Origin of the sequence: Telluribacter roseus (assembly GCF_017355915.2) — a bacterium.
Classification (GTDB): domain Bacteria; phylum Bacteroidota; class Bacteroidia; order Cytophagales; family Spirosomataceae; genus Telluribacter.
In genome coordinates, this window is sequence record NZ_JAFEUV020000004.1 from 26,142 (window position 1) to 39,308 (window position 13,167).

The 13,167-nt window shown below is 52.2% G+C and carries 11 protein-coding genes; 3 read left to right on the top strand and 8 right to left on the bottom strand.

All coding sequences use genetic code 11. From position 1 onward, the window contains the following. Positions 1-25: 25 nt before the first annotated feature. Both JTN23_RS09235 and JTN23_RS09240 read right to left on the bottom strand, forming a co-directional pair. A complete protein-coding gene (locus tag JTN23_RS09235; protein WP_310586711.1) occupies positions 26-1,342 on the bottom strand; it encodes an alkaline phosphatase D family protein in 1,317 nt (438 codons plus the stop codon). Positions 1,343-1,476: 134 nt separating this feature from the next. Further along, positions 1,477-2,976, bottom strand: a complete 1,500-nt coding sequence (locus tag JTN23_RS09240; RefSeq protein ID WP_247234172.1) for a DUF5723 family protein — start codon at positions 2,974-2,976, stop codon at positions 1,477-1,479. 400 nt (positions 2,977-3,376) lie between these two features. Between JTN23_RS09240 and JTN23_RS09245 the strand changes: the two genes are divergently transcribed. Further along, entirely contained in the window at positions 3,377-4,807 is a 1,431-nt protein-coding gene (locus JTN23_RS09245; RefSeq protein WP_247234174.1) for a circularly permuted type 2 ATP-grasp protein, read from the top strand. 108 nt (positions 4,808-4,915) lie between these two features. Here the strand turns inward: JTN23_RS09245 and JTN23_RS09250 are convergent, their stop codons facing one another. The 3 genes from JTN23_RS09250 to pyrF all read right to left on the bottom strand — a co-directional run bounded on the left by JTN23_RS09250 (position 4,916) and on the right by pyrF (position 7,819). Next, the gene (locus JTN23_RS09250; RefSeq protein WP_247234176.1) at positions 4,916-5,632 is read right to left on the bottom strand and encodes a pseudouridine synthase; all 717 of its coding nucleotides are present in this window, start codon (positions 5,630-5,632) and stop codon (positions 4,916-4,918) included. A 74-nt stretch (positions 5,633-5,706) separates the two neighbouring features. Beyond that, positions 5,707-6,936 (bottom strand): diaminopimelate decarboxylase, encoded by a 1,230-nt coding sequence (lysA, locus tag JTN23_RS09255; protein ID WP_247234178.1) that lies wholly within the window; start codon positions 6,934-6,936, stop codon positions 5,707-5,709. Between the two features lie 55 nt (positions 6,937-6,991). Then, positions 6,992-7,819, bottom strand: coding sequence for an orotidine-5'-phosphate decarboxylase (gene pyrF, locus JTN23_RS09260; RefSeq protein ID WP_247234180.1), 828 nt, complete (start codon positions 7,817-7,819; stop codon positions 6,992-6,994). Positions 7,820-7,927: 108 nt separating this feature from the next. On the opposite strand from pyrF, the gene rfbC reads away from it, so the two are divergent. Continuing rightward, positions 7,928-8,461, top strand: coding sequence for a dTDP-4-dehydrorhamnose 3,5-epimerase (gene rfbC / locus JTN23_RS09265; RefSeq protein WP_247234182.1), 534 nt, complete (start codon positions 7,928-7,930; stop codon positions 8,459-8,461). Between the two features lie 147 nt (positions 8,462-8,608). Beyond that, the gene (locus JTN23_RS09270; protein ID WP_247234184.1) at positions 8,609-9,373 is read left to right on the top strand and encodes a tyrosine-protein phosphatase; all 765 of its coding nucleotides are present in this window, start codon (positions 8,609-8,611) and stop codon (positions 9,371-9,373) included. Positions 9,374-9,412: 39 nt separating this feature from the next. Here the strand turns inward: JTN23_RS09270 and JTN23_RS09275 are convergent, their stop codons facing one another. The 3 genes from JTN23_RS09275 to JTN23_RS09285 form a co-directional block, all read right to left on the bottom strand. Next, complete coding sequence (locus JTN23_RS09275) at positions 9,413-10,093, bottom strand: type 1 glutamine amidotransferase domain-containing protein (RefSeq protein ID WP_247234186.1); 681 nt, start codon at positions 10,091-10,093, stop codon at positions 9,413-9,415. An 80-nt stretch (positions 10,094-10,173) separates the two neighbouring features. Next, positions 10,174-11,748, bottom strand: coding sequence for a 4Fe-4S binding protein (locus JTN23_RS09280; protein ID WP_247234188.1), 1,575 nt, complete (start codon positions 11,746-11,748; stop codon positions 10,174-10,176). 62 nt (positions 11,749-11,810) lie between these two features. Next, positions 11,811-13,148: an NAD(P)/FAD-dependent oxidoreductase gene (locus tag JTN23_RS09285; protein ID WP_247234190.1), complete on the bottom strand. Its 1,338-nt coding sequence runs from the start codon at positions 13,146-13,148 to the stop codon at positions 11,811-11,813. Between the last annotated feature and the right edge of the window lie 19 nt (positions 13,149-13,167).

Genomic DNA, 13,167 nt, shown 5'->3' on the forward strand with positions numbered 1-13,167 from the left:
TATCGCGCACTACCCGAAATAGGTACTACTTTAATTCGGTGGCTTTTAGCTCGCGGGTCCATAGTTCCTGGCCTTTCACATCGTAGACCGTGACCTTCAGGGCACGGTCCTTGAGGGGGCCACTGATGTCAAAGGTAGCGAAGTTACGTTGAGTGACTACCGACTCACGATCCAGAGTAGGCTGCGTGAGTTCTTTTTCGACCGGATTGGCGCTGCCCGAGGTGAGCGGGGAGATGGTGAAATCATACAGCGGATAAGTACCTGCCCGGTCGAGCTTATGAATTGCGGTGTGGTGGCGGTCGCCGGTCAGGAATATCACTCCGGGTATGCGGGCCTCGGTGATGGCTCTCAGGAGCCGCTCCCGCTCGGCTGAGTAGTTGGCGTAATTTTCAAAAACAGCCGTAGGATTGATAATTTGTCCACCCGACACGATAAACTTGAAAGTGGCCGTACTACTGGCCAGCGCATCCAGCAGCCAGCGGATCTGCTCTTCGCCAAAGTAGTCGCGCTGCTGAGCTACCAGCTTATTGGGCGCTTTGAACCAGCGGTCGTCGAGCAGGAAAAACTGGGCATCGCTCCAGGCGAAGGTACCTGTGGTAGCCCCCGGAAATATATAGTTGGGATTACCCCAGAAGAGCCGGAATACATCCGCGGCGGTATCTTTCAGCCAGAAGGAACGGTCGGAGTCGTCGGGTCCGTAGTCGTGATCATCCCAGATGGCGTAGTTGTGGGTACTGCCCAGGAGGGGCTGCATCTGAGGTAGCGATCGGGTATGGGTATAGCGGTGCAGGATGCCCGTACGGGTGTTCCAGTCGGGTTCGCGCAGGTAGGTGTTGTCGCCACCCCACAGCATAAAGTCGGGCTTCTTATTGGCTATGCTCCCAAATATCTCAAAGCCATCGCCGTAGGCACGGCCGGGGCGGTCGTAGGCGGGTTCGTTTACGTAGTTGCAGCTACCAATCGCAAAGCGAAAGGCGGGCGGGTCGGCCCGCCACTGCCACAGGGCCTGCGTCTGGAACCGGAGCGGGTATGTAACAGGTGCTTTTTTGCCGTTAATATAGACCTCGTACTCATACTTTTTACCCGGAGTCACCTGATCGGCAAACAGACGAGCCACGTAGGCCGACTGCTTCTGGGTCTGTACCTCGCCGGTACTTTTTTTCTGGTCGGCTTTGCCTGCTTCCCAGTACAGGATCTTTACTTTGGCCGGTTGAGTAGTCTGCGCCCACAGCATTACTTCCAGCATATCCGAGTAGCCCACCATGGGGCCTGATTTTAGCTGGGCAAGAGCACTATTCAGTGTTACGAGCAGGATCAGCAGGCTGATCAGCATTTGTTTCATAGAGGAGATAAAAGAAAACATATAGGTAATAAATGATACTAGTAGGAGTGCTGGTCGGAAGACCAGGTGCAAAAGTGGCGAAGAAAAGAGAGTTGAAGTGAAAAAAATAGATGAATTAATAATTATGAATAGGGCTAGCGGTACTCCTTTCTCTGAAACAGGCGTTTCCACCATGATGCTTCTGCCGGCCAGCAGCGGGTAGGCGACAGGGGTGGGCGACGGAATAAGCCCGCCGAGACTCCAAAGTATACGTTAAATACCTTGGGCTTGCCGATATTAAGCAGGGATGTCAGGTGGTCAGTACCAAACCATACCGGACCTACGCGTCCGGCCAGACCGACGCCCAATGAGCTGTAGCGGTTCATGAGCGAGACCGGGACCGACAGTTCGTACCAGCGGTGCTCGTAGCGGGGCGTTACGGCCAGTACCGACTCCGCCTTCATGCCAAAGGCGGATGGGCTGCGCAGGTTCTGCACCCACAGGGTATTTACATATACGTTGGGCTTGATGTTATAATCCAGGCTGGCCTGCAGGGCCGTGGGTAGTACCGACCGGAAGGTGGCAGGGGGCGGGGGAGGTACCCCCAGCGAACTGCTCACCGCAGCAAAGAAGCCATCACTCCCTTTTAGTTTCTGAAAATTATCAAATCTGAATTCTTTATCTACGGCGTTTGCTTCCTGTTGCTTCACATACACCGGATTCTTGAAATTGACCCGGCCTATATCGGTCAGCGAAACAGCCAGTCGGTATAGGTATTTATTTTTGGTACCATCTCGCTTGCGTATTCCTTTTTCGGTGTAGCTATACTTATTGACATCCGGGCGGTACTCATATACTACCCCCAGGTCCAGGCCCCAGCCGCCTCCGGGTGAGTCACCACCCACCAGCCAGCCCGGACTAGGCCGGAAGTTCTTGACAGCTTCCTCAGACGTGTAGCCGTAGCGGGTCGTAATAGTCGGGACCTGTATTATTTCTTTTCTGTTATTATAAGCCGGATCAGGTACTACTCCGAAGCTGGTGTTGTCAATAATAGCGTGGGCATTATACAGTCCCACTATACGCTTTACGGTAGCGCCAGCCTTGAAAAAATCAGTTTCATCGTCCAGTACAATACCTCCAAACGTAAAGGCCACTTCACCCAATCCGTTGAAGTGCAGGTTGCCCCGCTGATTTTCATGAATCTCATCCATAAGGTTACTTTCTCGTGTACCACCTCGTGCCAGTCGGGCTATCGGTTCCGTAACCTGGGTAGCATTAAGTCCTAAGCGAGCCCGTGCGGTAGCGGCTATCCCAAACCTTCCACCGGGTAAAGTTACCATCAATGAGGGAAGCCGGAGATCTCCTCCACCGTTGAGGTGCTTAAGTCTGCCATTCAGCTTCTCTTCAATATGTCTTCGTTTTAGGTCAATGGCGCCTCTTTCATTGCGGTACTGGGCGGGTACGGTATTTGTAAGTAATGATGCTATTGAAAAAGGAGCGTTGTACTTGGCATGATTACCAGCCATGTATAACTGGGCACCGGCTAGATTTAAAAAGACACTGTACCTTGAATCAGCCACGAAAGCGGGATTGTGGTATAAGGCTTGCGTACCGGCATAGTTGCTCATGGCAGCTCCCGGCATATGCTGCGCCATACTCACCGTTGCCACTCCTAACCAACCACTAAGAAAAAATAAAAGGATTTTGTGCATAAAGCCAGTACAAGAACTACGCTGCCTGATTAGGAGGAGCATAATATAGTGACAAATAAAAGAATTAATATAAAACAGAAGCAGCTCAGCCCTCTCTTTTTATAACTCAATTGTCGCCGGTACTGTTGTATTCGTGGTGGCTGCCTGTTATAAATTAATGAATAGTTAAAAGTAGTGGAGCCCTTACTGTGGAAACAGATTTAATTGTTGATCTACTTTTGTGATATTTTAATTTTATTTTGCAAATAAGGTTAAATATGAAAGCCAGTTTTGCAATGTGAGTGTTGTGCGATATATTGTTCGTGAATATTGATAAGTAAGTGCTTAATCTTGTGTGGTGCATATGAATTTTTCCTTCGCTGATTACCAAAGTGAGAATTTCTACGATGAAATGTTTACCCAGGAAGGGACAATACGTCCTGGTTATGAATATCTTAAAAATAAGTTTGAACTACTGACCAGTGAAGATCTGATCAACCGGAGACTTACGGCGGAGCGGGCTATGCTTTCTCTGGGTATTACCTTCAACGTGTACTCGGAAGGACAGGGAACTGAGCGTATCATGCCCCTGGATATTATCCCACGTGTAGTGTCCGGTACTGAATGGGAGCATCTGGAGCGCGGTCTTAAGCAGCGTATCAAAGCGCTGAACATGTTTATCCACGATATTTATAATGAGCAGCACATCCTGAAAGACGGGGTGGTACCGCGGGATCTGATCGAGTCGAGCAAGTGCTTTCTTCCGGCCTGTATGGGTCTCAAACCTCCCAAAGGGGTTTGGTGCCATATCACGGGTACCGATTTGATCCGGGGCGATGACGGGACGTTCATGGTGCTGGAAGACAACCTTCGCTGCCCGTCGGGCGTTTCGTACATGCTGGAGAATCGTGAGCTGTCAAAGCAGATATTTCCGGATGTACTGGCCAGTACGGGGGTACGGCCGGTATCTGACTATCCGTCGCGCCTGCTTTCGATGCTACAGTTCCTGGCCGATCGTCCCAACCCGACGGTAGCTGTACTGACACCGGGTATTTACAACTCAGCTTATTTTGAGCACTCGTACCTGGCTCAGCAGATGGGCGTGGAGCTGGTGGATGCACGTGACCTGGTGGTATCGGATGGGTACGTAAAGATGCGGACGACCAACGGTTTCCAGATTGTGGACGTTATCTACCGCCGCATTGACGATACCTTCCTGGATCCCCGCGTTTTTAATCCGGATTCGCTCATTGGTATACCTGGTATATTTGATGTGTACAAGAAAGGACGTGTGGCCCTGGCCAATGCCCCGGGTACCGGCGTAGCCGACGATAAGGTGATTTATGCCTATGTGCCCCGTATTATCAAGTACTACCTGCAGGAAGACCCCATCATCTCCAACGTACAGACCCACATCTGCCGGGAAGACAGTGACATGCAGTATGTACTTGAAAACATAGAAGACCTGGTGGTGAAAGAAGCCAACGAGGCCGGAGGATACGGTATGCTGATCGGTCCCAAGGCGACCAAAGCGGAGCATGAGTTGTTTCGGCAGAAGATCAAGGAAAACCCACGTAACTACATAGCACAGCCTACCATATCCCTTTCACGGGTACCCTGTATGATTGATGACCATGCCGAAGGCCGGCACGTCGATCTGCGCCCGTATATCCTGTACGGTGAGGATATACACGTGATACCGGGAGGACTGACGCGGGTGGCTTTGCGCAAAGGGTCGCTCGTTGTGAACTCTTCGCAGGGAGGCGGTGGTAAAGATACCTGGGTACTTTACTAAATAGTTGAGGAGGTATAGTATAACAATAGGGGCGGCTACATGTAGCCGCCCCTATTGTTTATGAGCCGCTTGTCCCGGCAGTTATGCTGTTTACATCTTATAGTACCTTCAATGAAGAACGTGATGTAGATTTAAAGATGGAAACAACTCTTCTACCATCCGCTGAAACTCGGCCTGTACCGGAGCCGTAATGTGTACCGGCTCTCCCGTAGCAGGGTGCAAAAAGGAGGCATAGCGGGCGTGCAGGAGCATGGTAGTCATCTCAAATCGCTCTTTGAAGAGCTTGTTCTGCTTGTTGCAGCCGTGGGGGCGGTCGCCTATGATCGGGTGAAAGATGTGCGCCATGTGCTTGCGCAGCTGGTGCATACGACCCGTGGTAGGAGTGAGCTCAACCAGGGAATAGCGGGAGGTAGCATGCTTGCCAAACGGTATGGGTACTTCGGTACGTTCCAGGGTTTTGAGGCTGGTGAAGGCCTCCTGCAGTACTCCGTCTTCCCTCCGCAGCGGATAGTCTATCTCCAGCATGTCTGGCGTATGTCCGCGTACAATGGCCAGGTACTTCTTGTGTACTTTGCCCTCGGCAAAGAGTACCTGCATGGCCGAGTTAAGCTCTTCATTCAGCGCAAAAAGGAGTACACCCCCCGTCTTGCGGTCCAGCCGGTGGACCGGATGGACCCGTTGCCCCAGCTGGTCGCGGAGTAGCTGCACCGCAAATTCGCTGGCGTCGCTGGCTATGGGCGATCGGTGCACCAGCAGGCCGTGGGGCTTGTTGATGGCTACCAGGTCGGCCGACTGATAAAGAACGGGAAGTGGGAGAGGAGTCACAGGTACTAAGTAGAAAAAGCAGGACCACCCGACGGCGGCCCTGCTTGTAAGAATATGGTCTAACTAAGATACACTTAAAGTAGCTCTTCCTGCGTGCGAAGCAGGTCCTCCAGCGTCTCCCGGCGACGTACCAGGCGAGCCTGTCCGTTGTCAACCAGTACCTCGGCCGGACGCATACGGGCGTTGTAGTTAGAGCTCATGGTAAGGCCATAGGCCCCCGCATTGAGGAAAGCCAACACATCACCCGGACGCACCTCAGGTAGTTCGCGGTCGGTCGCAAACGTATCCGTTTCGCAGATGTACCCTACTACCGTATAGGTACGTTTCTCGCCCTGTGGGTTCGACACGTTCAGGATGTGGTGGTATGATCCGTACATCATGGGGCGGATCAGATGGTTAAGGCCGGAGTCAACGTGTACGAAGTACCGGGCTGGATCGTTTTTCAGGACGGTAGCGGTCACCAGCAGGTAGCCCGACTCGCTCACCAGAAACTTACCCGGCTCAAACCACAGCTCCAGTTCGCGGCCGTAGCGGGCGCAGAATTCCTTAAAACCTGCCGTGATCTGCTGACCGAGTGTCTTCATATCCGTCAGGGTATCTTCGGGATGGTACGCTACCTTGAAGCCCCCGCCCAGATCAATCACTTCCAGATCCGGGAATTGCATGGCGGCTTCAAAAATAACACTGGCTGCCCGCAGGAAAGGTTCGGCTTCTTTAATATCCGAGCCTGTGTGCTGGTGCAGTCCTACCACCCGGATGTTGTACTTCTGTACGGTAGCAATGACCTGATCCAGCAAGGCGACTGATATCCCAAACTTGGAGTCGGTATGAGCCGTCATGATCTTGATATTACCACCGGCGGCTACGTTAGGTTTCAGGCGGATAAGGCAGGGCTTGCTGTTGCCGTAGGTCTGCCCGAACCACTCGAGCAGGGGCAGGCTGTCGATGTTCACGGTAGCACCTTCTTCTACGGCGGTACTTACCTCGTGGTAAGGTACACCGCTGGGCGTAAAGGTGATCTGAGAGCCTTCGTAGCCTACCCGACGTCCCATCGCAAATTCACCCGGCGATACGACGTCCAGCTCCACGCCCAGCTCCCGCATCAGGCGCAGGACAGCCAGGTTGGTATTGGCTTTACAAGCGTATTTGATCTTCATTTTGACGCCGACAAAGGCGTCCTGCAGCTCCTGTACCTTCCGACGGATGGTACCTCCATCGTACACGTAGAGGGGCGAGCCATACTGCTGGCATAGCTCAACGGGACTTACTCCCTGAATAGAATACTGATTATCTATGGATTGCATTTATATACAAGTACTTACTGTAATGGCTTATGTTAATTAGTTGTAAAGAGCTGACTTACTTCAGAAACTGGTCCAGGTAGGCGGCCATCTCCTGCTGCATCCGTTGCGCTTCCTTACGGGCCTCATCGGCAAAGTCGGTGCCACTGCCCGCGTAGAGAATGCTGCGGGACGCATTGACCAGCAACCCGCAGTGGGCGTTCATTCCGTAACGTGATACATCCTCCAGGCTACCGCCCTGTGCTCCCACACCAGGTACCAGCAGAAAATGATCGGGTACTATAGCACGGATGTGTTCCAGAGCCGTAGCCTGGGTAGCGCCCACCACGTACATCATCCGGTCGGCGCCCGCCCAGGTCTGGGAGGTGCGCAGTACCTGTTCGTACAAGGGGCCATCAGTGGTAGTAAGCCGTTGGAAGTCGGCGCTGCCGCCGTTGGAGGTCAGCGCCAGCAGGATCACCCACTTTCCTTCAAAGTCCAGAAAGGGAGTCACCGAGTCCTGCCCCATGTAGGGAGCTACCGTAACGGAGTCAAAATCTAAGCCGGAAGAAGCCGGATCAAAAAACGTGCGGGCGTACAGGCCGGAGGTATTGCCAATATCACCCCGCTTGGCATCGGCTATGCTAAAGTGGCTCTTTGGTATATAATCGAGCGTTTTCTGCAGGCTTTCCCAGCCGCGGGCGCCCATGGCTTCGTAGAAAGCAATGTTGGGCTTGTAGGCCACGCAGTAGTCGGCGGTGGCGTCGATGATCTGGCGGTTAAATTCAAAAACAGGGTCAGCTTCCTTCTGCAGGTGGGCAGGTATCTTCCGGATGTCCGTATCCAGCCCTACGCAGAGGTAGGTTTTTTTCTGTTGAATATGCTGAAAAAGCTCTTGGTAAGTCATAACTCGTGAAATAATTCGCCGAAATTACAACCTCTACCAATAGATTCATAAATTTGCGCCGAGATTACCTGTGCAACTGGTATTTTAATTAACCAATTAACAACATCTATGCAGATTCGCGAAACGTCAATTAAAGGATTAGTCGAAATATTTCCGAGGGTATTTGAAGACGAGCGAGGGGCGTTTTTTGAATCATATAATGAAGAGGCGTATCGCAAGGCCGGACTACCTACCAACTTTGTTCAGGACAACCAATCCTTCTCGGTGAAAGGAGTGCTGCGAGGTCTTCATTTTCAGAATGCTCCCTTTGCCCAGGGAAAGCTCGTGCGGGTGATCAGCGGGCGGGTACTGGATGTAGCCGTTGACATTCGTCCTGATTCGCCGACCTTCGGAAAGTACGAAGTATTTGAGCTGGATGGCAAGAAGAACAACCTGGCTTACATTCCCGAAGGCTTCGCGCACGGATTTGTAACGCTGGAAGACACCATTTTCAGCTACAAGTGTACCAACCTGTATAGTAAAGCCTCCGAGTCGGGTATTATCTGGAACGATCCGGACCTGGCCATTGACTGGGGAGTCAAAGATCCGATTGTATCCGAAAAAGATATAGTGTTACCTACCTTTAAATCATTGTTTGCCTAAGAGTAGGAACTGCTAATAGTACAATAAATATACCACAAAAAGCCCGTATCCTGTAATCCAAGCGATTACAGGATATTTTTTTTAGTATAAATTTCCGGCTTCAGATTGGCACGCTCATTGCCCAATAATAAAGTCAAATAGCACTTTATGACTTTTTCGTTTTTCTCCCGTAAGCCCAATCCAGCTGTTAATTACGGAAAGCCTCTCTCGACCATAAAAGTAGATGTACACGCCCATATACTACCCGGATTAGACAATGGAGCTCTCCTGCTGGACAACAGCATCCGGATGGCCCAGTGCCTCGTTGACATAGGTATCACCAAGGTAGTGGCCACTCCCCACATCATGAAAGGGTACTACGAAAATTCGTTACAGCGGATCAGGGAGGCGCGGGGCGAACTGGTGGAAGAGCTGAAAAAGCGGAAAGTACCCCTGACGGTAGAGATGGCCGCCGAGTACTACGTAGGGGAAGAACTACTGCAACAGGTACGGGAGGGGGAGCCCCTGCTCACCTTTGGGGTACGTGGTAAAAAGCCCTATCTGCTCATGGAGACGGGCGTACTGGATGAACCCAAAGAACTGGAAGCGGTGGCTCAGAGCCTGGTTCAGCGTAATGTAGTTCCTCTGCTGGCACATCCCGAACGATACACCTACCTCCAGAATAATTTCGAACGAACCATTGAGCTATTCCGGATGGGGGTACTCTTTCAGGTAGACTGGCAGTCGTTTCACGCGCGGGAAGAACGGCACATCCGTAAGTTTGTCGAGCGGATGGTGGACTACCGCATGGTTTCCTTTGTAGGTACCAATCTTCGAAACGAAGACCAGATGCCTCAGCTCATTGAAACCGCCAGCCAGCCTTATTTCCGACTCATGACCGAGATTGGTCTGCTTAATAACGAATTGCGGTAGCCGGGCAGGAGGCGCTGGCAGCGTGAATTTTAAAGCCTCCTACTTCTCATACATCTCTTCGAGTACCTTGCGGGCTACTTTACGGGCTGAGTTAGGGTTTTGCCCCGTCACTAGCCGCTCATCCACCTCAATAAACTGCACAAAAGGAATCATACCTTTGGTATAATGGGCTCCGCTTTCGGTGAGCTTATCTTCCAGATAGAAAGGTACTTCGGCCACAAAGCTTGCCAGTTTTTCTTCCACGTTGGAGAAGCCCGTCAGGTACTTGTCTTTGATCAGTAGGGTACCGTCCGAGAGGGTTACGTTCAGCAGGCCGCATACCCCGTGGCATACCGCTGACACCATGCCGTAGCTTTCGTAGATGGAACGGGTGATGGCCTGCAGCTCGGTGTTGTCGGGGAAGTCCCACATGGTGCCATGCCCCCCCGTGAAGTAGATCAGCCGGTAGTCACTGGGCTGGATGTCGGATGGCTTTAGAGAGTTTTCCAGCTTTTGCCGGAAGTCTGTATCATCATAGTACTTGCGGTTGGTTTCGTCCTTGAGATCCAGGCTGCGCTCATCAATGGGTATAACCCCTCCCTTTGGGCTCACCAGATCCATATGTATACCGCGCCGGGCCAGTTCGTCGTAAAAATGGGTAAGCTCGCTCAGCCAAAGGCCGGTTTTGCCGGATTTGGAAGGGTAGGTACTATGGTTGGTACAAACAATCAGGGCTTTCATGGCGACCGGGTGTAGGATAGTTGGTTCCGAAAAATAGGAAAAAACTGTTTAACTCCGAAGGTTTGCCCTTTATCAAAGCGTTAGTTCTGTGTGTCCGTCATGCGAGCCTTATGATTTTCCCGGAGCATATCATTGCCTGTCAGTACTTCCGGAGCGATCAGTACCCGGCTTCCGGGGGCGGCATTTTCCAGATTCAGTACGCCCCGCGGACATACCGCCGAGCATATGCCGCAGCCTACGCACGAAGCCCGTACTACATCCTGCCCCCGCTGGGCGTACCAGCGTACATCAATGCCCATTTCACAGTAGGTAGAGCAGTTGCCGCAAGAGATACATTGGCCTCCGTTGGTCGTGATCCGGAAGCGAGATTTAAAGCGTTGCACGATACCGATATAGGCCGCCAGTGGACACCCGTACCGGCACCACACCCGATTGCCCATGAGCGGGTAAAAACCTACACCCACGACACCGGAGAAAAGCGCCCCAATCCAGAACCCATAGATACTGCGGACACTATAACTACTGATGGGACCAATGTTGGACTGGCCGGTAAAGTAGGTGTACAGTACCAGGGCGGTCATGACCACTACAAATACCAATACACCATGCACCATGTACCGCTCCACCTGCCATGCCTTGAGCGACTTGTCGGATAGCTGGCGGTAAGGGTCGCCGAGGGTTTCGGCCAGGCCGCCGCATCCACATACCCACGAGCAGTACCAGCGCTTGCCGTACAGGTACGTAAACAGGGGTACTCCAATCGTAAACAGCGCGATCCCCCACACCAGCATAAACATACCCAGCCGACCACTGCTGGTGAGGGAGTCGAGGTGCCACTCAAAAAAGAAATCGTAGTCAAGCGGCCACATGTTCTTGAAGTCGTAGTAGGGCAGACTGAGGGCGATCAGTATTTCGGCGATGATAAAGGCAAACGACAACTGAAAAAACATCACCGACACCGTACGTACCTGCTGGTACCGGTTGTGGCGGTACTTGATGAGCATCCGGATGCCCATCACCAGGATCGCCAGCGTGTACAGCGTCCCGTACAGAAACCACTGACTCGCCGGAGTACCACTCAGAGCCCTACTCAGCGGGTCTACAAGGAAAGTCCAGTTGGCGATGTACTGGGGAAAGAAATAGATGATCACATAGAATACGATCAGAAAGGTACCAATGATGATACCCAACCATCCCCGCGAAGTGGTGGAGTTGTGGTAGATATGGTCGTTTTTGATACCCGGTAACTTCCGCAGCCCGGCGAGTATATTGATCAACGCTCCCACGATCGCCAGTCCGATACTCGCCCAGAACAGCGGTACGTTGGCCTCACGAATGATACCGTGGGACGCCGCTTTGGTGAGGGCAAAGGCATAGCTGTCGTTGATGGCCTTGTCCATCTGATTCTGGATCTTATACCCCCGGTTGACCTGATCTATGGTATTGGCTAAGTCATCATTGAAGCCAAAAGGCGTAGCGTAGGTCTTGTTGAGCATGGGCGCCAGCGAAGGCCGTAGCTGCTCGTAATGGTTGGGCTTGAGGTTGTCTTTCAGAACCTGGTCCGTCAGGGTAAACTTCCCCATCGTCAGGGTAGCTATCCAGACCAGAAATCCAATAAGAAAGAGGCCAAGGCCGGTTTTCTGTATGATATTCATTGTATCTCGAATAATGGTAAAAGCTGGAAGTAAGGGCTCGTGGTTCTATAAATCGGAGCAGGTCAGGAGAAAAGTCGGCTCAAAAAGGAATTCTTTTTCCTCGGTACTACAACGTGTTCAGGGTGAGTGCTGTTGTAGGTTTGTACAATCTCCTCTTCGTGCCGCCGGAAGAACTCCGGATCGAAATGGATATCCCGCAGGTGCTCCATGGCATAGCGGATACTACGCTCTTCTTTGATCCATCGCTCACACACCTCATGGCGTAGCCGCAGTCCCATCGCATTAAAGCCTACAACCGCGCCGGCGTCCGATTTATGATTGATACGCAAAGCGGTACGGCCATTGGAGTGCTCCCAGAAAAAGGTCTCGGTATCAGCAGGCAGGGGTACCGCTACCTCCCCGTAAGTCTGGTACTCAATATCGAAAAATTTGGCGGAGTTAAAGAATATACCAGGCGTATAGGGCGTGCGGGTACCACATATGGTACGAGCCAGGGTTTCGCCCATGATCCGGCCGGTGTACCAGATCTGCTCGATGGCTTTACGCCCCGCCGGTGGCTGGCGGTGCTGCGCGCAGTCACCAATGGCATATACATCAGGCAGGTTGGTTTCAAAGTACTCATTGACCAGTATGCCCCGATCCGTTTCCAGAGGGGTTTCCGCCATCCACTCTACGCGTGGATGCACACCTACCGCCAGGCACACAAACTGACACTCGATGGACTCACCCTTGTTAGTAACGATGCTCCCCACTCGCTTTCCGCTGCTATCCGGCCGGATCTCGGCTAATTCAGTACCTGGTCTGAGGTCTACATGATGGGCCTGGATGTGCCGGCTGACCAAGGCCGATTCTTCGGCCGGAAGTACATGGTTCCAGTAGCTTTGTTCCCGCACCAGGAGCGTCACCTCAATACCCCGGCTCAGGAGCATTTCGGCCATTTCCACCCCGATCAGTCCGCCTCCTACGATGACACCCCGCCTGATCCCTTTGGTATATACCTCCAGCTTTTCCAGATCCTGATAGCTGTATAGCCCCTGCACTCCTTCCAGGTCTTGTCCCGGCCAGCCAAAGCGATTGGGCTCTGACCCAACGGCCAGAATAAGTACATCATACGTCAGGGAGGCATCTCCGTCCAGCAGGAGCCTTTTCTGCTCAAAATCTATGTGATTGACCCAGGCTTTTTTCAGTTCAATCCGGTTCTTTTCCCAGAAGTAGTCCTCGTAGGGCTTGGTATGCTCGTACTTCATGTGCCCCATGTAGATGTACATCAGGGCCGTGCGTGAAAAGAAATAGTCCGTTTCGCCCGATATCACGGTAATACGGTGGTCACTGTGCTTGCGGATATGGCGGGCTGCTGTAATACCGCTGATACCATTTCCTACTATTACAATATGCTTCATGCTGGGGTTGGCGCCTGGA